Source organism: Cupriavidus sp. 05T313 (genome assembly GCF_056396665.1).
In genome coordinates, this window is sequence record NZ_JBFTLX010000027.1 from 21,149 (window position 1) to 44,114 (window position 22,966).

A 22,966-nucleotide genomic window follows, 5' to 3' on the forward strand; every position below is an offset into this window, starting at 1 on the left:
TCCCCATGGGCGCGTATAGGAAAGCAGCGCAAGCCATGTCTGTTCTTAGCTTAGATACCCGCTTGGCGTCCCGCCTGAGCGCCGCGCGGCCGTCGGCCACGGGGGCTGTTGCCGAAGCCGCCCGCCTCATGGTGGCGCAAGGCCGCGCAGTCATCAGCCTGGCCGAGGGGGAACTCGACTTCGATACGCCCGCGCACATCCGGCAGGCTGCCGTTGCCGGCATCATGGACGGGCATACGCGCTACACAAACGTGGCAGGCACGCCCCAACTCAGGGCCGCGATAGTGCGCAAGTTCGTGCGTGACAATGCCCTGCACTACAACGAGAGCGAGGTCATTGCCGCGACGGGCGCAAAGCAGATTCTCTTCAATGCCCTGCTGGCAACCGTCAATGACGGGGACGAGGCCATCGTCGTGGCGCCCTACTGGGTGTCCTATTCCGAGATGGTGCGCATTGCCGGAGGTACGCCGGTGGTGGTGACGCCGGCGGCCGAAGATGGCTTYAAGCTCACGCCGGACGCACTCGCCGCCGCCATCACGCCCAGGACACGCTGGCTGATGCTGAACTCGCCCTGCAATCCTTCCGGATCGCTCTACGCCGCCGACGAACTGCGTGGGCTGGCGGACGTGCTGCGCGCACATCCCCGCGTGCTGGTGATGTCCGACGACATCTATGAAAAGATCGTGTTCGAAGGCGAGTTCTGCTCCTTTGCGCAGGCGGCACCGGACATGAAGGCGCGCACGCTCACCGTCAATGGCGTCTCCAAGGCTTACGCCATGACGGGGTGGCGGCTGGGCTATGCCGGCGGCCCGCGGTGGCTGGTCAAAGCGCTGGAGATGTTGCAATCCCAAAGCACTAGCAACCCCAGCTCGGTTAGCCAGGCCGCCGCCATCGCCGCGCTCGACGGGCCGCAGGATTTCCTGGAGGACTGGATGGCGCGCCTGCGCTGGCGCCGGGACCTTGCCGTCGATCTGCTCGCGGGGGCGGCACCGCTGTTGACCATGCGCACGCCACCCGCGGCCTTCTACCTCTATGCGGATTGCAGCGGCACGCTTGGCATGCGCACACCGAGCGGCGACATCATCGAAAGCGACCTGGACCTGGCGCGCTACCTGCTGGAGGAAGCGGGCGTCGCGGTCGTGCCTGGCACGGCATTCGGCCTGGCGCCGTACCTGCGGTTTGCGTATGCGGTTTCCGATGACCGGCTGCGCATGGCATGCGAGCAGATCGTCCGGGCCTGCTGCAGGCTGTCCAGGCCATGAAAGCGGCGGACATGGATGCACCGGCGCAATCCGGGAGCGCGGCGGAGCCCGCGCCTGCGCACCAGCACCTGCGCGACGGATGGCACATCGAGCCCGCCGGCGACCGCTGCCTGTTGATCCGCCTGGGCAACCGGGCCGATGCCGAAGTCAGCCAGACGGTGCACGCGGTGACGGCATGGCTGTCCAGCCGCGTCCTGCCCGGCGTCGTCGACGTCGTGCCGGCGTTCACCACGGTGGCCGTCCACTACCTGCCCGCCCAGTTGCCACGCTGCGAGGGCTCCGCCTCGCAGTCCCTGAGCGCGACCATAGACCATCTCCTGTCACAAGGCGTGCCCAGGATCGCGGGCACCGCACGCCTGGTGGAAATTCCGGTGTGCTATGGCGGCGAGTACGGCCCCGACCTGGAAGACGTCGCGCACCAATGCGGTATCTCCACCGGCGAGGTCATCCGCCTGCATACCGCCGTGCCGCTCGTCCTCTACACGTTCTTCTTCGCGCCGGGCACCCCATTCGCCGGTCCGCTGGATCCCAGGCTGCAGGTGCCACGGCGCGCAGTGCCGCGCACCCGTGTGCCGGCCGGGGCCGTGGCGATCGCCAACGGGATCTCGTCCATCTACCCGACTGAATCCCCCGGCGGGTGGAACCTGATTGGCCGCACGCCCTGGACCTTGTTCGACATCCGCAAGAGCCCGCCGACGCGCCTGCAGATCGGCGACCGCATGCAATTCATGCCGGTCACGCCGCGCGAGTTCGAAGCGCTGCTGGAGCCGCACCAATGAACCATATGCTGGTTGAAAAGCCCGGGGTGTTTTCCCTCCTCCAGGACACGGGGCGCAACGGCTACCAGCGCTATGGCGTACCGGTCAATGGGCCGATGGACGAGTGGGCGCACCGCGTCGCCAATGCCCTGGTAGGCAATGGCGAAGAGGCCGCTCCCCTCGAATGCACGCTGAAGGGACCCTGCGTCAGCTTCTCCCGCAACACCTTGATCGCCCTGAGCGGCGCGGATATGCGGGTCACCGCGGGCGGCGCCCAGATCCCCATGCACTGTGCCGTCATGTTGCGCCACGGCGTACGCCTGGAATTCGGAGAGCGCAGGTCCGGTGCTCGCGCCTACCTCGCGGTGCGGGGTGGATTCGATGCCCCGCTCGTGCTGGGCAGCCGCAGCACCTACGTGCGCGGCAGCTTCGGCGGCTTCGAAGGCCGCGCGTTGCGCCGCGGCGACCGGGTGCCGGTGGCRTCGCCAAGAGGAGAAGTCCTGGAACTTGAGCGCATGATGATCCAGAGCGGCATGCCCTTCGTCGCCGCGGCGGCGCCGGACACCGCACCACTGTCATCGGCCACGCAGGGGCTGCGCTTCGTGCCTGGCCCGCAGTGGCAGTCCTTCACCAGCCAGGCGCGGCACGACTTCGAATCCGCGTGTTTCCGGGTTTCAGCCCAATCCGACCGCATGGGCTACCGGCTGGAAGGTCCGGAGTTGAGATTGGCGCAGCCACTGGAAATGATCTCCGAAGTCGTGACCTTCGGCACCGTCCAAGTGCCACCGGGCGGTAGTCCTATTGTGCTGATGGCCGACCGCCAGAGCGCCGGCGGGTATCCGAAGCTGGCCTATGTCGCCAGTGCCGACCTGCCCTCGCTGGCGCAGGCCCTGCCAGGCGATGCGCTGCGCTTCCAGGCCATCACCCAAGCCGAGGCAGAGGCACTCTGCCTGGAAGTCGAAGATCGCTTTGCCCGCGTCAAGGTGCTGGCCGCAAAGGCGCTGGGCCTCCCCATCCCATAACGCAAAAGGAATTCATCATGCCGTTCATCGATATCAACTGCGATATGGGCGAGAGCTTCGGGCCCTGGGTCATGGGCAACGACCGCGCGATCCTGCAGCATGTCACCTCCGCCAACATTGCCTGCGGATTCCATGCCGGGGATCCGGACACGATGCTCGAGACGGTCCGTGCGGCCGCGGCCGCCGGCGTGGCGGTTGGTGCGCATCCGGGACTCCCCGATTTGCAAGGCTTCGGCCGCCGCGCCATGGCCATGACGCCAGACGAGGTCTATGCCCTCATTGTGTATCAGGTGGGAGCCATGCTGGGCGTCACCCGCGCGGTGGGGGTCCCCCTGCACCACGTGAAGACACACGGCGCGCTCTACAACATGACCGCGCGCGACCCGGCGCTTGCCAAGGCGGTAGCGCAGGCCGTGCACGACATCGATCCCAAGCTGATGGTCTACGTCGCCAACGCCAACATGGCGAGCGCCGCCCGCGCGATGGGCCTGCGCGCGGCCTTCGAGGTCTATGCGGACCGCAGCTACCAGGACGACGGCACGCTGACCCCGCGCTCCGAGCCGCACGCGATGATCGAAGACGTGGCGGAATCGATCGCGCAGGTCAAGCGCATGGTGACCGATGGCAGCGTGATCTCGCTCGCAGGCAAGACCGTTCCCATCACGGCCGACACGCTCTGCATCCATGGCGACCAGCACGGCGCAGCGGTATTCGCGGCGCGTATCCGCGCCGCGCTCGATGCCGATGGCATCGGCGTGCGGCCCGTCTGACGTATTCCGCCACCGATGCACGAAACGCTCACGCGGCGCGCCCCATCCCGACCGACCCTCCCCACACCGAGGTGATCCTCATGTCTTCCAAGCTGACTCCGCGCCCCAAGCGCATGCTCAACCTCGCGGCGTGCGCCGTTGCGCTGGCACTCGGCACGCTCGCTGGCACCGGCGCGCATGCGCAGACGCGCGGCGGCACGTTGCGCGCGATCGCGCAGCCCGAGCCACCCACGCTCATGCTCGGCCTCAATCAGCAAACGCCCACCCAATACGTGGCGGGCAAGATCTATGAAAGCCTGCTGACGTGGACGCCGGACATGAAGCCGAAGCCGGGCCTGGCCAGGTCCTGGACCATCTCGCCCGACGGTAAGGTCTACACGTTCGAGTTGCAGCCGAACGTCAAGTGGCACGATGGCAAGCCGTTCTCGGCAGACGACGTTGTGTTCTCGGTCGACAAGTTCCTGCGCACGGTGCACCCGCGCGCGCGGGTCATTATCGAGCAGTTCGTGGACACCGTGAAGGCGCTTGGCCCAAACAAGGTGCAGATCACGCTGAAGGCGCCATTTGCTCCGTTTCTGAAAGCCTTCGTCAGCGACAACATGCCGATCGTGCCCAAGCACATCTATGACGGCACCGACTACGCCAAGAACCCGGCCAACCAGACGCCAATCGGGACCGGCCCGTTCAAGTTCAAGGAGTGGAAGAAAGGCGCGTACATCATCCTCACGCGCAACCCCGATTACTGGCAAGCCGGCAAGCCTTATCTGGACGAGATCGTCTTCAACGTGATTCCCGATGCAGCCTCGCGCGCGGTTGCTTTCGAGCGCGGCGACGTTCAGGTGGTGAGTGCAGGTGACGTGGACAACGTGGAGGTGAAACGTCTCAAGGCGCTGCCGGGCGTGCAATACACGACGAAGGGCTGGGAGATGTTCTCCAAGCTGGCCTATATCCAGATGAACCAGCGCAAGCCGCCTTTCGACAACGTCAAGGTGCGCCAGGCCGTGATGGAGGCCATCAACCGCAAGTTCGTCGTGAACAGCATCTTCCTCGGTCTCGGCAAGGTTGCCACAGGTCCGATTTCTTCCACCACGCCCTTCTACGATGCCAACGTGCCGGCCTACAACTTCGAACTGAAGAAAGCACGCGCGCTGATCAAGGAGTCGGGTGTCGACCCCGCGAAGACGCCGATCAAGATCCTGTCGTATCCCTACGGCGCGACCTGGGACCGGCTCGGCGAGTACACGCGCCAGAGCCTCGAACAGCTCGGCTTCAAGGTCGAGATAGAGTCGGCGGATGCGGGCACGTGGGCCAAGCGCGTCTCGGATTTCGATTTCGACCTCACCTTCAGCTTCACGTCGCAATATGGCGATCCGGCACTGGGCGTCTCGCGTCTTTACCTGGCCCGCAACATGGTCAAGGGCTCTGCATTCGTCAACAACCAGGGATACCGGAACGACGCGGTTGACGCGATGTGGGACAAGGCAGCCGCCGCGACCTCTAACGACGATCGCCAGAAGCTGTACTCCAGCATCCAGAAGACACTCGTGGAAGAGGTGGCGAACGGGTACCTGTTCGAGATGGAGATTCCGACGCTCTACAACGCGAAGGTGCACAACCTGATCCAGACGGCGATCGGTCTTAACGACACATTCGCCGATGCCTACATCGACAAGTAAGCACCCGTGCGCGGCGGTGCGCCGGGCAAGTGGCACGGCGCATCGCTCCTCCTCGTCAACTTTCTTGGAATATATTCCGTGGATAAGGCACTGTCAGTGTTCGCGCGGCTCGGCAAGGCAGCCCTGGTCGTGCTGGGCGTCGTCGTCGTCAACTTCCTGTTGATCCGCCTGGCGCCCGGCGATCCGGCCGCCGTGCTGGCGGGCGAATCGGGGGCCTCGGACCCCACCTACGTGGCGCAGCTACGGCAAGAGTTCGGCCTCGACAAGCCCGTCTATGTGCAACTGGCGAGCTACCTGAACGGCGTGGCGCACCTCGACCTGGGCTACTCGTACCGTGAACGCTTGCCGGTGCTCGATATCATCCTCGACCGCCTGCCCGCCACGCTGCTGCTGATGTCGTGCGCGTTCGCCTTCGCGCTTGTGTTCGGCGTGTTGTTCGGCGTGGTGGCCTCGCGCAGCCGCTATCAGGGCACACATCCATGGCTCGACAGCGTGCTGATGACGGGTTCGTTGCTGATCTATGCCACGCCGCAGTTCTGGCTGGCGCTGCTGGCCATTCTCTTCTTTTCCCTGCACCTCGGCTGGCTGCCGCCCTACGGCATGGAGACGGTCGGCGGCGCGTTGACCGGCTGGGCGCGCGTGCGCGACGTTGCGCATCACCTGGTGCTGCCTACCGCGTCGCTCGGCTGCTTCTTCATGGCGGTCTACGCGCGGCTGACGCGCGCTTCCATGCTCGAAGTGCTGGGCATGGATTTCATCAAGACGGCGCGCGCCAAGGGGGTTTCAGTGGGCGGGACCATCCGCCATCACGCGCTGCGCAATGCCTTGCTGCCGGTGGTGACTTTCGCGGGGATCCAGCTGGGGCAGATGGCCGGCGGCGCGGTGCTTACCGAAACCGTATTCGGATGGCCCGGCATCGGACGGCTGATGTTCGATGCGCTGCTCCAGCGCGACTATCAATTGCTGCTCGGTGTGTTCCTGGTGACATCGACGATGGTGGTGGTCTTCAACCTGCTCACCGATCTCGCCTACCGGCTGATCGATCCACGCATCCAGCAAGCCTGAGGAGCCTCACATGTCTTTCCTGAATCGATTCGTCGCCAACCGCGGCGCGGCCGTCGGCCTCGCGCTGCTGCTGGTGGTGATCCTGACGGGCATCCTTGCCCCGGCGCTCTATCAAGATCCCCCATGGATGATGGTGGCGGAGCCGCTGCTCGGCCCGTTCGCCGACACCGCGTATCCGCTGGGCACCGATATGTTGGGCCGCGACATCGCGGCGGGCCTCGCCTACGGCGCGCGGGTGTCGCTGATGATCGGCGTGATCTCTACGCTTGTGGCGGTCCTGATCGGCATCGTGGTGGGTGCCCTGGCGGGCTACCACGGCGGCCGCGTGGACGACGCCCTGATGCGGGGAACGGAGTTCTTCCAGACCATTCCACAGCTGGCCATGGCACTCGTCCTGGTGGCGATCTTCAAGCCGTCGCTGTACTCGATCGTCGGGGCCATCTCCATGGTGTCGTGGCCGCCGGTGGCGCGCCTGGTGYGATCCGAGTTCATGACGCTCAAGCAGCGGGAGTTCGTGCAAGCCGCCATCGTGATCGGCCAGAAGCCGGCCCGGATCATTTTTACCCAGATCCTGCCCAATGCCGCCTCGCCGATTATCGTGACGGCCTCGCTGATGACCGCGACGGCCATCCTGACCGAATCGGCGCTGTCTTTCCTCGGGCTGGGCGACCGCAACCTGATGAGCTGGGGATTCATGATCGGCGCCGCGCGCACGATGCTCCGCGAAGCGCCGTGGATGAGCCTCTGGCCCGGCATTGYCATCATGCTGACGGTGCTGGCCATCAATCTGATCGGCGAGGGGCTCAACGACGCCCTCAACCCTCAACTGCGCAAGCGGGGAGCTTAATACCGTGGCTACAGGCAATCCAGGCCAGGGCGCCGCCCTGCTCTCCATCCGCGGATTAAGCATCCCGCTTCCGGCTGGCGGCGACCGCCAGTATGCCGTGCGCGATGTGTCGTTCGACATCCGCGCCGGCGAGATCCTCTGCATCGTCGGCGAATCCGGATCGGGGAAATCGATGAGTGCCAACGCCATCATGGGCTTGCTGCCCACCTATCTGCGTCCGCAGCAGGGGCAGATCCTGCTGCACGGCGAGGATCTGCTCGGCATGGACGAGGCGGCGCTGCGCGGCATGCGCGGCAAGGACATGGCGATGATCTTCCAGGAGCCGCTGTCGGCGCTCAACCCGCTGCAGCCGGTGGGAGCGCAGATCGCCGAGGTCATGCGCGTCCATGCGGCCTATCCAGGTCCGGCACGCGAGGCCCGTGTACTAGAACTGCTCGACTTCGTCGGCTTGCCGGATCCAGCAGGGTTGTTTCATGCCTGGCCGTTCAGCCTTTCGGGTGGCCAGCGCCAGCGCGTGATGATCGCGATGGCGCTGGCGCTGGAGCCGGCGCTGCTGATCGCCGACGAGCCCACCACGGCGCTGGACGTCACCACGCAGGCGCAGATCCTCGCGCTGATCGCCCGCATCCAGCGCGAGAAAGGCATGGGTGTCATGTTCGTGACGCACGATTTTGGCGTCGTGGCCGAAATCGCGGATCGTGTCGTCGTAATGGAGAAGGGCCTGCTGGTCGAGGAGGGTACGGCCGACCAGGTGCTGAACCGGCCCCGCCATCCCTACACGCAGCGGCTGATCGCCAGCGTGCCGTCACACCGGCCGGGCGATCGCGAGCACAATGACCCGGCTGACGCAGCGAACGGATATCCAGTGCTGCGCGTCGATGCGTTGCGCAAGACCTATGTTAGTTCGGGCGGGCTGTTCAAACGCAAGCGCGTGGTCGAAGCCGTCAAGGACGTGAGCTTCTCGGTCGGCGCCGGCAAGACGCTGGGTATCGTCGGCGAGTCGGGTTCAGGCAAGTCGACGATCGGCAAATGCCTGCTCAAGCTGACCGGAACCGACGGCGGTGGTATGTATTTTGATGGGCGCGACATCGCCCCGTTGAGCGAGCGCGCGTTCCGGCCCTTACGCCGCCATATCCAGATGATCTTCCAGGACCCGTTCGCCTCGCTCAATCCGCGCCATACGGTGGGGCGCATCCTCTGCGATGGCCCGCTCGCGTGTGGCGTGTCCCGGGAACAGGCACTAGCGAGAGCGCGCGAGCTGTTGCAGCTCGTCGAGCTCGATACCTCGGCATTCGACCGCTATCCGAGCCAGTTCTCCGGCGGCCAGCGCCAGCGCATCGGCATCGCGCGGGCGCTGGCGATGGAGCCGCGGCTGATCGTGGCCGACGAATCGGTATCTGCGCTCGATGTCTCCGTGCAGGCGCAGGTGCTGCGGCTGCTTCGCGCCGTGCAACAGCGCCTCGGCATCGCGCTGGTCTTCATCACCCACGATCTGCGTGTGGCGGCGCAGATTTGCGATGCGGTGCTGGTCATGCACCGGGGCAGCGTGGTCGAACAGGGTAGCCCTGCCCAGATTTTCGAGACACCCCAGCATGCCTACACGCGCCAGCTCATCGACGCGATGCCGGGGCGTGACTGGGATCCGTCACTTGCCAGGCAGACGGCCACGCAAGCCGAGGTGCAGGCAGACACGATGGCAACCATCCTATGACCATCGCCGAACCGGATTTCGCCCTCGCCACCACGCTGTTCGACCGCTTGCGCGAACAAAGTTTCGACGGCGTCGGCGTCACGCGAGACAGCTACGGCGCAGGCGAGCAGCGGGCGCACCGGCTTGTCGCCGACGCCGCCCGCGCGCTCGAACTGCAGGTGGCGACCGATGCGGCGCTCAATCTCTATCTGACATTGCCGGGCACGGATCGCGGTGCTGCAGCGGTCATGACGGGTTCGCATCTCGACTCGGTACCGCGCGGTGGTAATTTCGACGGCGCCGCCGGGGTCGTCGCCGGTCTCGCCGTGCTGGCTGGCTGGCGCAAGGCGGGCTTTGTGCCGCGTCGCGACGTCACCGTAGCCGCAATCCGCGCGGAGGAGAGCGCTTGGTTTCCGGTGTCCTATGCCGGCAGCAAGGCCGCCTTCGGACTACTGGAGCCGCAGGCGCTTGACAGCGTGCGTGCCGACACCGGGCGCAGCCTGGCCGACCATCTGCGTGAGGCCGGCGGACGGCCGGACGACGTCCGCGCGGGCCTGGCGTATCTGTGCGCCGACCGCATCGATTGTTTTGTCGAACTCCATATCGAGCAGGGACGGGTGCTGCTGGATGCGGGCGACGTCGTCGGCATCGTCACCGGCATCTGCGGCAGCCAGCGCTACCGGCATGCCCGCGTGCAGGGAGCCTATGCGCATTCCGGCGCGACGCCGCGCAGCCACCGGCAAGACGCCGTGGTCGCGACCGCGGCGCTGATCGACGCGCTGCAACAGGACTGGATCGCACTCGAGGCGCAAGGGCATGAACTCACGCTGACGTTCGGCCGCTGCATGACGGACCCGGATCAGGTCGATTTCAGCAAGGTCGCCGGCCTGGTCGAGTTCAGTATCGACATGCGTTCCCGCAGCCGCGCCACGCTCGACCTGCTGGATGCGCGGGTACACGCTGCCGCGGCAGGCATTGGCACGCAGCACCACGTGCAAGTCGATCTCGGTGCCGCGTCGTCCAGTGCCGCGGCACAGATGGATCCGTCGCTCCAGCACGCCCTGCTCTGCTCCGCGAGCCAGGGCGGCGTACGCGCGCAGGCCATGCCCAGCGGCGCCGGACATGACGCGGCACTGTTCGCCGCCCAGGGCATACCCGCTGCGATGATCTTCGTGCGCAATGCCCATGGCAGCCACAACCCCGACGAGTCGATGGACCTCGCCGACTTCGCCGTCGCCACGCGGCTGCTGGCCGGCACGTTAGCAGCGCGTGCAGGCTAGGATGCCTGCAGCACGACCGGCAGCACAACCCGCATCGCACTTCAAAACACAACCCATGCCTGATTCCCATGAAACGCCCATGCCAGTCTGCCTGATTACCCAGCCCATCCACCCGATCGGTGCGGAGCGCCTGCGCGCCGCGGGCTTCGAAGTGCGCCCGGGCCAAGCCGGTGACGAAGCCGCTCGCATCCGTGAAGTCGCCGGCGCCGACGCTGTGATCGTGCGCGAAGGTCTGACCGCCGCGATGATCGAGGCCGCACCGCGGCTCGCGGTCATCAGCAATCATGGCACTGGCACCGACAAGATCGCGGTCGCACATGCGCATGAGCTGGGCATCCCGGTGGTGTCCACGCCCGACGCCAATATCGGCGCCGTGGCCGAACACACGCTGATGCTGATGCTCGCGGTCGCGCGCCGGGCGCCGCTGGCCGACGCAGCCACGCGGCAGTCAGACTGGCGCTACCGATACGCGGCACCGATGCTCTCGCTCCATGGCAAGACCCTCGGCGTGATCGGCTTCGGCCGCACGGGGCGCCTGGTCTGCGACATGGCGCGCGCGGGGCTCGGCATGCGCGTGCTGGTGTGGTCGCCCAGCGCGCCGACGTGCGAGGTCGAAGCGCACGGCGCGACGCGGGTATCGGCGCTGCCCGAACTGCTGGCGGCCTCCGACGTTGTCTCCCTGCACCGTCCGCTGCGTGCCGACACGCGCCACACGCTCGATGCGAAGGCGCTGCGCAACATGAAGCCGCGCGCCATCGTCATCAATACATCGCGCGGCGGGCTGATCGACGAAGACGCGCTGGCCGCGGCGCTAAAGGAAGGCAGGCTCTTCGGCGCCGGACTGGACGTCTTCGCGCAGGAGCCGCTCTCCGCGGCGTCCCCGCTGGCCGGGCTCGACAACGTCGTGCTGAGCCCGCACCTTGCCGGCTCCACCGAGGAGGCGCTACATGCCACGGCACTCCAATGCGCCGAACAGATAATCGACGTGTTCGCGGGGCGGCAACCGAAACACCTTCTCGACGCGCGCGTGTGGTTGCGCAGGCGCGCTCCCGTTATCACGCCATCCAAGGAAGTCCAGTCATGAATCCCCCCGTTTGCAAGCTGACGCAGGGCACCATTCCCCTGGTAGTCTCCATTCCCCACGGCGGCGAACTGTTGCCCGACGCGTTCGCCGCGCAAATGCAAGACGTGGCGCGCGTGCGTGCCGATACCGACTGGCATCTGGGGCGTCTCTACGCGTTCGCGACAACGCTGGGCGCCTCCGTCGTGGCAGCCAACTACTCGCGCTACGTGATCGACGTGAACCGCCCCGCCAACGGCGAAAGCCTCTATCCGGGCCAGAACACCACGGCGCTTTGCCCACGCGACACATTCCTGGGCGAGCCGCTGTATCCCGATTCCGAGGCCCCGTTCTCCGCCGAGGTCGCGGACCGTATCCGCGATTACTGGGATCCGTATCACAGCACGCTGGCCGCCGAGATCGCGCGCCTGCGCCAAGTGCACGGGCACGTGCTGTTGTGGGAAGCGCACTCGATCGACAGCGTGCTGCCCCGCCTGTTCGCGGGCCGCTTGCCTGATCTGAACATCGGCACCAACAGCGGTGCCAGTTGCGCGCCGGCGCTGCGCGAGGCCGTCATCGCCGCCGCGTCGGCCAGTCCTTTCTCGTGGGTCGCCGACGATCGTTTCAGAGGCGGGCATATCACGCGGCACTACGGCCAGCCGCAGCGGGGGGTGCACGCGGTGCAACTCGAAATGGCGCAGGCCATCTACATGGATGAAGCGGCACCGTTCGGCTACCGTGAAGACCTGGCCGCGAAGCTGTGGCCAACACTGCGCGACATGGTGGGTGGCGCGCTCGCGGCAATGGCAACGCTGCGGCCCTTCGCGGCCGACGCACAGGCTTGAATCAGGCTTGACACCTCGCTCGCGCCCGACGGTCGGCGTGGATCCGCCGCCCGATGGCGCGCTTCTTGCGTCGTCACGGGCTCCTCTTGCCGTTACCGCGCTTGTGCCTTGGCGCCCCCTTGTATGTCAGCCGTTAGCAGGCCTCCCGCCATACCCCTGAACCTTCGCCAGATCGAAGTCTTCCACGCGATCATGGTCACCGGCTCGCTGAGCGAGGCCGGGCGCATGTTGTGCGTGTCACAGCCGGCAATCAGCCGGGTGCTGGCAACCGCGGAAAGCCGCCTGCGGTTCCTGCTGTTCGAACGGGTCAAGGGACGGCTGCAGCCCACGCCGGAGGCGCGCCGGCTGTTCGAGGAAGTCGAGGTTATCCTCAAGGGCGTCGCCCAGTTCAATGCGGTGGCCAGCAGCCTGGGCGAACAGAAGGAAGGCACGCTGTCGATTGTCTCTAGTCCGAGCTACAGCGAATGGCTGATGCCGCGCGCCATCCAGCGCTTCCGGCTGCGGCATCCCGCCGTCCGTGTCCACTACCGGCCCATGCCGTTCGACGCCTTGCTGCCGTTCGTGGTGCAGGGGCACGCAGACCTCTGCATTGCATCGATGGCGCCGCCGGACGGCGCGAATCTCCGGACCCGGGAAATCGGCGAGGGGCGGATCCTGTGCGCGCTGCCCAGGGGACACGCGCTAGCGGCGCTGGACGTTGTGACAACCGGCGACTTGCGCGGTCAGACCTTCATCGGCTATGGCGCAGACACCCCTTTCGGCCAGCTCTCTTCGCATTTCCTGTCGTCGGACCAGGGGCCACTCACGCCGGACATCGAGATTCGCTCGACACCCGAAGCCATGGCGCTGGTGCGCCAGGGTGTCGGGGTGGCCTTGGTGGAGTCGTTCGGATACACGCCATCCGCATCGGACGACGTCATGCTCAAGCCGATCAGCCCGGCGCTCAGTCACAAGATCTACCTGATCCATTCGCGGCAGAGCCCGATGTCGGCCCTTGCCAAAGGCTTTCTTGCCACGCTCGTGCACCTGCTGGACGCCGCACCGCGTGGGGATGCGCAGCGCCCGGCGATGTTCGCCTGAGCGGCGGTTGGCGGCGCGGTGGCGCGCATGCCACAGACCACCACCGCGCCCCATCACATATTGCCCAGGCCCCATAACAAGGGGCTATGAGGCGGCTGCGAACCGGGGCTGCTCCCAACGCATTTTTTCTTTTCAAATCAATGCGTTGGGCGTGCGAGACGGTGCCGATGGACACACCGCCGGCGCGCGGGGCGCGGCATTTCAAGGGCGGTATCGCGTCCCTATACTCGACACTACCCCATCGCACCAGAGGCTCCGCTACATGTCCAGCATCATCACCGTCGCCGCCGCCCAGCTCGGGCCCATCCAGAAGTCAGAAGGACGCGAGATCGCGGTCGCGCGGATGGTCCAACTGCTCGAACGCGCCTATCGGCGCGGCGCACAGGTCGTCGTGTTCCCCGAACTCGCGCTGACCACGTTCTTTCCACGCTGGTACCACGAGGACCTCGACGAGGCCGACCGTTGGTTCGAGGCGGCGCTGCCCTCGCCGGAGTCGGCGCCGCTGTTCGAGGCAATCCGCCGCTTTGGCCTGACGGTTTACCTGGGCTACGCCGAGATCGCTTATGAACCCGATGAAGCCGGTGTCATGCGCAAGCGCCGGTTCAACACCTCGGTGATCATCGCACCGTCGGGCGAGGTGATCCTCAAGTACCGGAAAGTCCATCTGCCCGGCCATGCAGAGTACGCGCCGGCGCGCAAGGTACAGCACCTCGAGAAGCGCTATTTCGAAGTCGGCAATCTCGGCTTTCCGGTGGTCCGGGCGCCGGTCGGCGAGGCCGAGGGCGTGAACATGGGCATGATGATCTGCAACGACCGCCGCTGGCCAGAGGCCTGGCGCGTGCTCGGGCTGCAGCAGGTCGAGCTCGTCATGCTGGGCTACAACACGCCAAGCATGAACATGGAGAATCGCGGCTTCGAGGCTCATCACCTGCGCGTGTTCCACTCCCAGCTGTCGATTCAGGCGGGCTGCTATCAGAACGCGTGTTTCGCGGTTGCCGTCGCGAAGGCCGGGACCGAGGACGGCCACGAAATGTTCGGCCATTCGATCATCGTCAATCCCCAAGGCGAAATCATGGCGCAGGCCACCAGTTGGGACGACGAGCTCATCGTGGCCGACTGCAACCTGGACCTGTGCAAACTGGGCCGGTCCACCGTCTTCAACTTCGGTTTGCATCGTCGCGTCGAGGCGTATTCGCGCATCACTGACCAGGTCGGCAGCGTGGCTCCGCCGACCTGGCCGGCGCGCTGATCCCGTTTCCTGTCTTTCTCCGACCACCCACGGGCCTTCTCCATGCAGCCAACCGAAACCCTGGATATCCATCCGGCACGACCACGACCCGCGCACGCGATCCGGCACGAGATGCTGGGTGACATGCGCGTCCCCGATTTCGCCGACGTCAAGTTCGCGGCCCTGGACATCGCGCCCCATGTCGTTCGCACTCCGTTGCTGCGTTCGCCGGCACTCGACGCCATTGCCGGCGCGCCGGTCTGGCTCAAGGGCGAGAACCTGCAGGTCACGGGCTCGTTCAAGGCACGCGGCGCCTTCCATGCCCTGCTATCGCTGCGCGGCGGCCAGCGCGCGAAAGGCGTGATCGCCTATTCCACCGGCAATCACGGACAGGCGATCGCCTGGGCCGCGCGCCAGCTCGGTGTGGCGGCGACCATCGTGATGCCGATCGATGCGCCACGCAACAAGGTCGAGCGCGCGCTGGCCCAGGGTGCGCGCGTCGTTCACTACGACCGCCTCCACGAGAGCCGCGAGGCGATCGGGATGCGGCTGCTCGGCGAAACCGGCGGCACGCTGATTCCGCCGGGCGACCATCCTGCGGTGCTTGCCGCCCAGGGCACGGTGGCCCTCGAGGCGTTGCAGGACCTGCCCGAGGCCGCGCTCGACAACCTCGGCCTGTTCGCCGCGCCCTGCGGCGGCGGCGGGTTGATGGCCGGTTGCGGCCTGGTTGTCGACGCGTTGAATCCAAGCACGCGGCTGATCGCGGCCGAGCCCGCTGGTTTCGACGACACGGTGCGCTCACTGCGCAGCGGCCTCAGGGAAATCAATGCGGCGGGCGCCACAACGCTCTGCGACGCGTTGCAGGCCACCACGCCAGCCGAACTGCCCTTCGAGATCAACAAGCGCTTTCTCGATGGCGCGGTGGCAGTCACGGATGCGCAGGTCCGCGCCGCCATTCGCTTCGCGCTCGAGGAGCTTCGGTTGCTGGTCGAGCCCGGCGGAGCCGTCGCGCTGGCGGCCTTGCTCGCCGGCGTGATCGATCTCGAAGGCCGCGACGGCGTCATCGTCCTGTCTGGCGGCAACATCGATCTGCCCTTGCTTCAAAACATGCTGCAGCCCACTGCAGCCGCCGTGCACGGTACCTGAGACAGCCGTGTCACCGGCCCTGCGCGCATTGGCGCGAGCCGGCCTTGATGCCAACTTGCCTACCACGAAAGGAACACCACCATGTCTCTCCTCCGCCATTTCGACCGGCTACTCAGACGGATGTCACTGACGGCCGCTGCCATGCTGCTCACGGCGAACGCCTTCGCAGCCTATCCCGAGCGCCCCATCACACTGATCGTCCCGTTCAATGCAGGCACGACGCCCGACATCGTCTCGCGCTTGCTGGCCGATGCGGTCGGCCATGATATCGGGCAGCAGATCGTGGTCCTCAACCGCGCGGGCGCGTCCGGCATCATCGGCACGCAGGCTGTGATCAACGCGCCGGCCGACGGCTACACCATCGGCTTCGCGAACGCCGGCACATTGGCCATCAACCAGTCCCTGTACAAGAAGCTGCCCTACGACGCTGACAAGCAACTGGCGCCCGTAGCCCTGACCGGTTTCGTGCAGAACGTGCTGGCGGTGCGCAAGGACCTCGGCGTGAAATCGGTCTCCGAACTGATCACGCTGGCCAGGAGCGCGCCGGGCAAGCTCTCGGTCGGCTCGGGCGGCAACGGCACCACGGGCCATCTGAGCGCCGAGATGTTCAAGGCGATGGCGGGTGTGTCCATTACACATATTCCATACAAGGGCGGTCCTGAAGCGGATCTGGCGCTGATGCGCGGCGAAGTGGATCTGGTCTTCGAGAACATCACGTCGATCTCGCCATATCTGAAGAACGGCAGCGTCGTGCCGCTCGCCGTCACCGGTGCACGCCGCGACAGCCGCCTGCCGAAGCTGCCGACCATGGCGGAGACGGGGTTGAAGGAGTATCAGGCGGTGGCATGGACCGGCTATGTCGCGCCCGCCGCGACCGACCCGCAGATCCTCGACTTTCTCAACAAGGCCTTCAACAAGGCGGCCAACTCGGACGCCATGAAAGCGCGGCTGGCCGACATGGCGTACGAGGTCACCACGGGGCCGCGCGGCGCGTTCTTCGATCTTGCCCGCAAGGAGCGGCCGGTCTGGGCCGCAGTGATCAAGAGTTCCGGCGCGGCAATCGACTGAGGCGCACGGAACATGGCGCAATTCGACATACTGATTCGCGGCGGCACCGTGATCGACGGCACCGGCGCACCGCGCAGGCTCGCCGACATCGGGGTCGACGGATCGCGTATCACGGCGCTGGGCGCGCTAGCGTCCGACTCCGCGGGGGTGGTGATCGATGCGCGGGACCGCATCGTCGCCCCCGGCTTCATCGACTCGCATACGCACGACGACCGCTATCTGACGCTCGATCCGCTGATGCCGGCCAAGCTCAGCCAGGGCGTTACCACGGTCGTGACCGGCAATTGCGGGATCAGCCTGGCACCCTGGCGTGCGCCCCCGGGACAGACCGTTCCGCCGCCGCTTGACCTGCTCGGCGACGACCCGGCCCTCTTTCGTTACCCCGCGTTCGGCGACTATCTCGCCGAGCTGGCGCAGCATCCMGCTGCCGTCAACGCGGCCTGCCTGGTCGGCCATACGAYGCTGCGGGCCGCGGTGATGGACCGGCTGGACCGGGCGGCGACGGACGCGGAAATCGCGGCGATGCAGGCATTGCTGCGCGGCGCCATGGAGAGCGGCGCCATCGGGCTCTCGACCGGGGCCGCCTATCCTGCCGCGATGTCCGCCACGACTGGCGAAATGGCCGCCGTGGCGGCGGTCATGCGCGGCTACGGCGGTGTCTACGCCAGCCATATCCGCGATGAGGGCGATAGGATCCACGAGGCGCTCGACGAAGCGTTCGAGGTCGGCGCGGCGGGCGGCGCGCCAGTCGTGGTCTCGCATCACAAGCTGATCGGCCCAAAAAACCACGGACGCTCGGTCGACACGCTGGAGCACATCGCTAGTGCGGCGCAGCGTCAGCCGATCGGACTCGACTGCTATCCATACAACGCTGGTTCCACAATTTTGCGAAAGGACCGGCTCGCGGTGTCGAGCCGCGTCATCGTAACGCGCTCGGTCCCGCATCCCGAGTTCGCCGGACAGGACCTCGACGTCATTGCGGCAACGATGGGCCTCTCGCCCGAGGACRCCGTCGACGCGTTGCAGCCGGCAGGCGCGATCTACTTCCTGATGGACGAGCAGGACGTGCAGCGCATCCTCGCCTATCCCGAAACCATGATCGGCTCCGACGGGTTGCCCCACGACGCCGCGCCGCATCCGCGTCTCTGGGGCACGTTTGCGCGCGTGCTGGGGCACTACTGCCGGGACGTCGGGCTTTTCCMGCTGGAGCAGGCCGTGCACAAGATGACGGGCTTGACGGCCCGCTACTTCAGGCTACCGGGGCGAGGTATATTGTCGCCCGGCAACTTCGCGGACATCACCATCTTCGATGCCGCCGGCGTGGCCGACATGGCGACTTTCGCGCTGCCAGTCGCGCGCGCGAAAGGCATCGAAACGGTGATCGTCAACGGCATCGTCGCGTGGAGCGGCGGCGAGAGCACAGCTGCCCGTGCCGGGGCGGTGATCCGCCGCAGGGATACCTACCGTGCTTAGCCCGTGCATCGGCAACAGGCATGGCGCTATCGGGAGGCGCCCTTCTACTTATTCGCTGGATACTTCAATCATGCAATCCATCTTCCACCTGGCATTCAACGTCACCAACCTCGCGACGGCGCGCGCCTTCTATGGCGACGTCCTCGGCTGCCGCGAGGGCCGCAGCACCGAGACTTGGGTCGACTTCGACTTCTTCGGGCACCAGATCTCGTTGCATCTGGGTACACCCTTCAAGACCGAACTCAGCGGGCACGTCGGCGACAAGCTGGTCCCGATGCCGCATTTCGGCATCATCCTCGGCTTGCAGGACTGGCAGGCTCTCGCCGATCGCCTCACGCACGCCGGGACTGCGTTTGTGCTCCCTCCCCAAGCGCGTTTCGCCGGCGAGCCGGGCGAGCAGTGGACCATGTTCTTCCTAGATCCATTCGGCAACCCTATCGAGATCAAGGGCTTCAGTAACAGTGAGGCGATCTACGCGCAGTGAGCGACAACGTCGCGATCCCTCGAAAAGCTAAAACTCGTCCACCTTGACCTGGCGCTTGCCCAGTTCCTGACGCACCTACGTGACAACGTGGGCCTCCCCCTCGGTGTTTAGCTCCCCCTGTGGCGCCGCGGGTGCTTGCTATGCGACCTCGAACTCGGACCCGCTTGGGCGCCATCACTCAGGCCCGCGCCCAGTCACATCGAGCTCTTGTCTCGCTCGCCAACACTGGGTGCAGATCAATCGGACGCTCTCGAGGGTCGGCCAAGATTCGCAATTATGCTCTGCAGAGCATAGTTGCGAATCTTGGCGTGACCTGTGGTAGGCTCGTCGTTCTTCATGGTGCGTACTTGAAGCGGATGTGCTCAATTACGCTGAGCTTGGCCGGTTCGGATCGAAGGTCAAGACCTGTATTGGGACCGCACCGGCCGGTTCCCCCTGCCGGCGACGCTGGCTCAGCGTAGCTTCACGCTGGCTGAACTGAACGCCTGGCTCGATGGCATCGTTTCGGTGACCGCTCGCCTGGCGCATCGCATTGCCGCGTTCTTCAGGACGTCAGGCCTCTGGCGCGGAGCCAATTCAGCCACGCTTGATCTTCGATCTCGTACGACCCTCGCGACTCTTTCCATACGATCTCGCGCTCACGAAGGGCGTCAATCGCATTTTGAACCGTCCCAGCGCTGACGCTCACATGATCCGGCACAAGGGCCTTGTACGCGGAAATGGCGCTCTCTCCGAAGGGAGAGAATTGACCATCCTTGCCAGCCATGACACGCACTACCGCCTGCTGAAGTGGCGACAATGATGTGAAGTCGTTTTCGACGTCATGCCACAAGCGCTCCTGGACGAGCGTCGCGTCATCCTTGAGCCGGGTACTGAGGTTTGGCGATTCGTTCGCCAGTGCGATCGAGCCAATCAGGTGGCGCAGCAACTCCGGGCGATGCCCGACCATCACGAAGGCTTCGTAGACGGCCTCCGGCTCAAACTGGTTGCCTGCGGCGAGCGCCCGGTTCACGCTCTTGGTAAATTCGTCGGTAAAGTTTCTATCGAGCAGCGGGAACGGCGTCACCTGGGAGCCGTAGAATGGCATGCGTGAATTCATGACCAGGTGCGCGAGTTTGTCCCGGCTTGAGCCGGTGAAGACCAGCATGAGGTCCGGGGCCTTGCCCGAAACGTTCATCGCGTCGCGCGCCGCCTTCAGGCCGAACATTGCCTCCACGCCCTTCTCCGTGGTCAGAGCATGCTGCGCTTCATCAACGATCAAGAGAACCGGTTGCTTGGCGGCCTTGCGCAGCGCCTCAAGGGTCTGCGTGAGCGTGACGCCCGCAGGCAATCCCGTGGCGGTGAGGTCTAACCCAAGGGTGCCCATGACGGTGACCTTGGTGAGGCCGACGGCCTTTGCGGCTTTGCCCACGACACCGGCGTGATCGGCAATTTTGTGCTTGATGGCGTCGGCGATCAGCTCGCCCGGGTCGTGCGCCTTGTTCGACCATAAGTCGACATACACGGTGATCCAGCCGCGCTGCTCGGCGGCTGGCGTAAGGTCCTCGCGCAGGAACGTGGATTTCCCTACCCGACGCGGCGCCGCGAGGAACAGGCCCGAGCGGGCATCCTGGATTCCCTCACCGGCCAAGGCTGCGCAGAAGCTTGCCGCCAACGCGGGGCGGCGAAAGGTGTAACGTTCGGAGGCGGCGGACGGCTCGGACATGCATCTTCCTGGTGCGATTATCAGCATTTATCCTATCTGAATAATTTATCATTTGCAAATAAATAATGATAAATGCCTGATGAGGCATATGCACTCGGGGAGCGGGGCGTCTTGGCGCCTCCCAGGAATACCCACTTACGCGGCCAGCAGATTACGAAACGCGTTTTGCCGCCGGCATAGCATAGTAATCCGCTGGCCGAGGGGCGCACCTAGCCCAGGCGCCGGATGGAAGGATGGCGCCGACGCCCAAGGCTCGGATTGCAATTTGGAGGTATTGCGCCATGGCGAACTTGCACCGTATAGCAGGAGGTAATTGGCAGTGAGGCTACACGAGGATGTCTCGGGACGGTGCCACGCCGTTGCGGGATTGACACAATCCGGTTCGCCGCGGCGGGGCGGATCGCGCGTTGCGTGACACCGCATGGCGTTGCTGAAGAGAATGTCCCGAAAATCGATCTTGGCTTTACCGAGCGGCCACTACTGGGCCACGCCCCACGCGCCCTTCCCGCTGGACGGTCCCAACGGCCATGAGGAGGTTTTTCCCGGCGCCCAATGCGGCAGCGACGGCAAATGGGTCACCTTCTATAAGGAAGGGGAAGAAGTATGGGCGTGCAATGCCGTGTATGCCGCCGCGCATTTCGACTTTGCACCGGTTCCAACCCCCCGCTCGCCGACGGACAACTGAGGGTTGGACGGTTCCCCAAGCCGTGGGGTACGTTTCGCACCCTACAAACAGTCGAGTCCATTTTTCGGCGACTGATGGTTATGTTAAATTAAAATACCCATGATTAGCCCGCTCCAGCATCAGAGGATTTTCCGTGAGGATCAATGGCTATCAATTAGATTTCGCTGTGGCATCGATTAGCTAGCCAGAAATTGGCGCAGCGCTGTCCGCTCTGCACACTACTGCCGCCAGAATTCGCATGAACCGTTTATCCCGGTTGGTGACTCTAGGGCCTCGGCCTGGCCCTTCCCCGTCTCCTGACGCGCCTCGTGGCCGGCGCTCGGCGTCCAGCCGCGTTATTCAACGGAGGCAGTCATGCTAACGCTTACGGGACGACAGGTCAGGTCCTAGGCCGCCGGCAAAGAGCAGAAGTTTGATGACGGCGAGCTCGTCAGAGCGATAGCGAACTTTTCGGCCACGTTTCATTCCGCGCCCTCTGTATCCCCATCCTTCCCGGTGCGCCGCGACTCCAGCTCTCGCCGCGTTTTGGCTAGTTCCTTAGCTAGCAGTTTTTCATCGGGCAGCACAGTCTGGTACTCGGCAGCTAGCACCTTATTGGGCAGACCTTCCAATGCATAGTGGGCCTCTGATGCACCTTTTTCGGCGCAAAGGATCAATCCCACCGGTGGGTTCTCTCCAGGCTTCATCCAGTGTTCGCGCGCATAATTAAGATACAGGTGCATCTGCCCTGCGTCGGCGTAGCTGAACTTGCCTACCTTGAGGTCGATCACCAATAGGCACTTGAGTTGACGGTGAAAGAAAAGGAGATCGACGTGAAACCAACTGTCGTCAATTCGCAGCCGACGCTGGCGTCCGATGAAGGCAAAGTCATCGCCCAGTTCAAGCAGGAAGTCAGCCAGATGTCGGATCAATGCCTCTTCGAGGTCGGATTCGGAATATTCGTCTTTTAGATCGAGAAACTCCAGGACGAATGGGTCTTTGATGGCCTCCTCGGGCGTGATCGCATCACCAGCTTCGGCCAGCTCACCTTTTTCCAGCATGCTAGCCTTGTTGCGCGACAGGGCGGTACGTTCGTAGAACTGGCTGCTGATTTGCCGATCAAGTTGCCGTACCGACCAGCCTCCATGCAAGATTTCGGTTTCATAGAAATGGCGCGCTTGCTCATTTTTAACCGACAACAGACGCACATAGGCCGACCAAGGCAAGGGAAAGGCTTTGGCAAGGGCAGGCAGGTCAACCGCATTGCACCGCAGTGACTCCGAAAGCACGGTACCCACTGAAATCGCAGACAGCGTCTGCGACTTTCGAGCGCGGGGCAATTTCGCAGACGCTGTCTGCGAAATCCGCTCAAGGGGCCACTCTTGGTAAAACGAACGCATCTGCTCCAAGTTACGCTCGGAAAATCCCCGCCCAAATCGGATAGAAGTCGGCAGACAGCCGCTTGAGCAGAGCTTGTCCATAGGCTGCTCGATCTTGCCCGCCTTGCTCGAACTCGACGATACGCCGACCGATTTCCCAGTAGGTTGCCGTCATCAGTGCATTGATACTGCGCGCGGCGACGAGACGGGCGCTCTCGAGCAAGACGACGATGTCGCCGTGGATGCCGCTGTAGGCGGGACTGGAGGATACGAGGTCGGTCATGCCTCGACCTCGTTCAGAAGCCCCTCGATTTTGCCTGCCAGGCGCATCACCTGTAATAGCCTAGACTAAATCTGACAGTGGTTGGTTATCCATGCCGCCGCACATCGGTGCGAAGGGCGTAGCCCAGAGTGCCAGTGTGCGGCGGAATCCACAAGGAGTCCGCCATGACTCAGGAACAGAA

Annotated in this window: 19 protein-coding genes and 1 pseudogene; 18 read left to right on the forward strand and 2 right to left on the reverse strand. The window is 64.9% G+C overall.

The features are described from left to right. Nucleotides 1–35 precede the first annotated feature (35 nt). From AC1DKD_RS09140 to AC1DKD_RS09220, 17 genes are all read left to right on the forward strand, one after another. Nucleotides 36–1,262 carry a pyridoxal phosphate-dependent aminotransferase gene (locus tag AC1DKD_RS09140; protein ID WP_441632883.1) on the forward strand — a complete coding sequence of 409 codons (1,227 nt, stop codon included), beginning with the start codon at nucleotides 36–38 and terminating at the stop codon, nucleotides 1,260–1,262. After that, nucleotides 1,217–2,041, forward strand: coding sequence for a 5-oxoprolinase subunit PxpB (pxpB, locus tag AC1DKD_RS09145; protein ID WP_441632885.1), 825 nt, complete (start codon nucleotides 1,217–1,219; stop codon nucleotides 2,039–2,041). The genes AC1DKD_RS09140 and pxpB overlap by 46 nt, the downstream gene beginning before the upstream one ends. Beyond that, nucleotides 2,038–3,042 (forward strand): 5-oxoprolinase subunit C family protein, encoded by a 1,005-nt coding sequence (locus tag AC1DKD_RS09150; protein ID WP_441632887.1) that lies wholly within the window; start codon nucleotides 2,038–2,040, stop codon nucleotides 3,040–3,042. The genes pxpB and AC1DKD_RS09150 overlap by 4 nt, the downstream gene beginning before the upstream one ends. 17 nt (nucleotides 3,043–3,059) lie before the next feature. Beyond that, nucleotides 3,060–3,812 (forward strand): LamB/YcsF family protein, encoded by a 753-nt coding sequence (locus AC1DKD_RS09155; RefSeq protein WP_441632889.1) that lies wholly within the window; start codon nucleotides 3,060–3,062, stop codon nucleotides 3,810–3,812. A gap of 80 nt (nucleotides 3,813–3,892) precedes the next feature. Continuing rightward, a complete protein-coding gene (locus AC1DKD_RS09160; protein WP_441632891.1) occupies nucleotides 3,893–5,488 on the forward strand; it encodes an ABC transporter substrate-binding protein in 1,596 nt (531 codons plus the stop codon). A 78-nt stretch (nucleotides 5,489–5,566) separates the two neighbouring features. Further along, nucleotides 5,567–6,553, forward strand: coding sequence for an ABC transporter permease (locus tag AC1DKD_RS09165; protein WP_045242101.1), 987 nt, complete (start codon nucleotides 5,567–5,569; stop codon nucleotides 6,551–6,553). A 10-nt stretch (nucleotides 6,554–6,563) separates the two neighbouring features. Beyond that, nucleotides 6,564–7,400 carry an ABC transporter permease gene (locus AC1DKD_RS09170; protein WP_477143199.1) on the forward strand — a complete coding sequence of 279 codons (837 nt, stop codon included), beginning with the start codon at nucleotides 6,564–6,566 and terminating at the stop codon, nucleotides 7,398–7,400. Nucleotides 7,401–7,404: 4 nt separating this feature from the next. Further along, nucleotides 7,405–9,111, forward strand: a complete 1,707-nt coding sequence (locus tag AC1DKD_RS09175; RefSeq protein ID WP_441632895.1) for an ABC transporter ATP-binding protein — start codon at nucleotides 7,405–7,407, stop codon at nucleotides 9,109–9,111. Further along, on the forward strand, nucleotides 9,108–10,370 hold the full coding sequence (locus tag AC1DKD_RS09180) for a Zn-dependent hydrolase (RefSeq protein WP_477143200.1): 1,263 nt from the start codon (nucleotides 9,108–9,110) through the stop codon (nucleotides 10,368–10,370). The genes AC1DKD_RS09175 and AC1DKD_RS09180 overlap by 4 nt, the downstream gene beginning before the upstream one ends. Before the next feature lie 79 nt (nucleotides 10,371–10,449). Beyond that, nucleotides 10,450–11,454 carry a hydroxyacid dehydrogenase gene (locus AC1DKD_RS09185; RefSeq protein WP_441632899.1) on the forward strand — a complete coding sequence of 335 codons (1,005 nt, stop codon included), beginning with the start codon at nucleotides 10,450–10,452 and terminating at the stop codon, nucleotides 11,452–11,454. After that, entirely contained in the window at nucleotides 11,451–12,275 is an 825-nt protein-coding gene (hutG, locus tag AC1DKD_RS09190) for an N-formylglutamate deformylase (RefSeq protein ID WP_441632901.1), read from the forward strand. Before AC1DKD_RS09185 ends, hutG begins: the two co-directional genes overlap by 4 nt. 123 nt (nucleotides 12,276–12,398) lie before the next feature. Continuing rightward, on the forward strand, nucleotides 12,399–13,355 hold the full coding sequence (locus tag AC1DKD_RS09195; protein ID WP_441632903.1) for a LysR substrate-binding domain-containing protein: 957 nt from the start codon (nucleotides 12,399–12,401) through the stop codon (nucleotides 13,353–13,355). 262 nt (nucleotides 13,356–13,617) lie between these two features. Further along, on the forward strand, nucleotides 13,618–14,604 hold the full coding sequence (locus AC1DKD_RS09200; RefSeq protein ID WP_477111820.1) for an N-carbamoyl-D-amino-acid hydrolase: 987 nt from the start codon (nucleotides 13,618–13,620) through the stop codon (nucleotides 14,602–14,604). Between the two features lie 42 nt (nucleotides 14,605–14,646). After that, complete coding sequence (locus tag AC1DKD_RS09205) at nucleotides 14,647–15,729, forward strand: threonine ammonia-lyase (RefSeq protein WP_477111819.1); 1,083 nt, start codon at nucleotides 14,647–14,649, stop codon at nucleotides 15,727–15,729. Between the two features lie 81 nt (nucleotides 15,730–15,810). Next, entirely contained in the window at nucleotides 15,811–16,797 is a 987-nt protein-coding gene (locus tag AC1DKD_RS09210; RefSeq protein WP_441632909.1) for a Bug family tripartite tricarboxylate transporter substrate binding protein, read from the forward strand. Between the two features lie 12 nt (nucleotides 16,798–16,809). Further along, nucleotides 16,810–18,270 carry an N-acyl-D-amino-acid deacylase family protein gene (locus AC1DKD_RS09215; RefSeq protein ID WP_477143201.1) on the forward strand — a complete coding sequence of 487 codons (1,461 nt, stop codon included), beginning with the start codon at nucleotides 16,810–16,812 and terminating at the stop codon, nucleotides 18,268–18,270. 70 nt (nucleotides 18,271–18,340) lie between these two features. After that, nucleotides 18,341–18,754, forward strand: coding sequence for a VOC family protein (locus tag AC1DKD_RS09220; RefSeq protein ID WP_441632913.1), 414 nt, complete (start codon nucleotides 18,341–18,343; stop codon nucleotides 18,752–18,754). 544 nt (nucleotides 18,755–19,298) lie between these two features. Here the strand turns inward: AC1DKD_RS09220 and AC1DKD_RS09225 are convergent. Then, on the reverse strand, nucleotides 19,299–20,459 hold the full coding sequence (locus tag AC1DKD_RS09225; RefSeq protein WP_441632915.1) for a hypothetical protein: 1,161 nt from the start codon (nucleotides 20,457–20,459) through the stop codon (nucleotides 19,299–19,301). A gap of 421 nt (nucleotides 20,460–20,880) precedes the next feature. Between AC1DKD_RS09225 and AC1DKD_RS09230 the strand changes: the two genes are divergently transcribed. Then, nucleotides 20,881–21,144, forward strand: coding sequence for a hypothetical protein (locus AC1DKD_RS09230; protein WP_441632917.1), 264 nt, complete (start codon nucleotides 20,881–20,883; stop codon nucleotides 21,142–21,144). A gap of 461 nt (nucleotides 21,145–21,605) precedes the next feature. Here AC1DKD_RS09230 and AC1DKD_RS09235 read toward each other — a convergent pair. Then, nucleotides 21,606–22,785: pseudogene (locus AC1DKD_RS09235) on the reverse strand (PDDEXK nuclease domain-containing protein). Between the last annotated feature and the right edge of the window lie 181 nt (nucleotides 22,786–22,966).

Excerpts from the sequence above, each read along its gene's own strand:
- pxpB (WP_441632885.1), top strand. The coding sequence starts at position 1,217 with ATGCGAGCAGATCGTCCGGGCCTGCTGCAGGCTGTCCAGGCCATGAAA.
- AC1DKD_RS09155 (WP_441632889.1), top strand. The coding sequence starts at position 3,060 with ATGCCGTTCATCGATATCAACTGCGATATGGGCGAGAGCTTCGGGCCC.
- AC1DKD_RS09160 (WP_441632891.1), top strand. The coding sequence starts at position 3,893 with ATGTCTTCCAAGCTGACTCCGCGCCCCAAGCGCATGCTCAACCTCGCG.
- AC1DKD_RS09180 (WP_477143200.1), top strand. The coding sequence starts at position 9,108 with ATGACCATCGCCGAACCGGATTTCGCCCTCGCCACCACGCTGTTCGAC.
- AC1DKD_RS09185 (WP_441632899.1), top strand. The coding sequence starts at position 10,450 with ATGCCAGTCTGCCTGATTACCCAGCCCATCCACCCGATCGGTGCGGAG.
- hutG (WP_441632901.1), top strand. The coding sequence starts at position 11,451 with ATGAATCCCCCCGTTTGCAAGCTGACGCAGGGCACCATTCCCCTGGTA.
- AC1DKD_RS09195 (WP_441632903.1), top strand. The coding sequence starts at position 12,399 with ATGTCAGCCGTTAGCAGGCCTCCCGCCATACCCCTGAACCTTCGCCAG.
- AC1DKD_RS09200 (WP_477111820.1), top strand. The coding sequence starts at position 13,618 with ATGTCCAGCATCATCACCGTCGCCGCCGCCCAGCTCGGGCCCATCCAG.
- AC1DKD_RS09205 (WP_477111819.1), top strand. The coding sequence starts at position 14,647 with ATGCAGCCAACCGAAACCCTGGATATCCATCCGGCACGACCACGACCC.
- AC1DKD_RS09210 (WP_441632909.1), top strand. The coding sequence starts at position 15,811 with ATGTCTCTCCTCCGCCATTTCGACCGGCTACTCAGACGGATGTCACTG.
- AC1DKD_RS09220 (WP_441632913.1), top strand. The coding sequence starts at position 18,341 with ATGCAATCCATCTTCCACCTGGCATTCAACGTCACCAACCTCGCGACG.
- AC1DKD_RS09225 (WP_441632915.1), bottom strand. The coding sequence starts at position 20,459 with ATGTCCGAGCCGTCCGCCGCCTCCGAACGTTACACCTTTCGCCGCCCC.
- AC1DKD_RS09230 (WP_441632917.1), top strand. The coding sequence starts at position 20,881 with ATGGCGTTGCTGAAGAGAATGTCCCGAAAATCGATCTTGGCTTTACCG.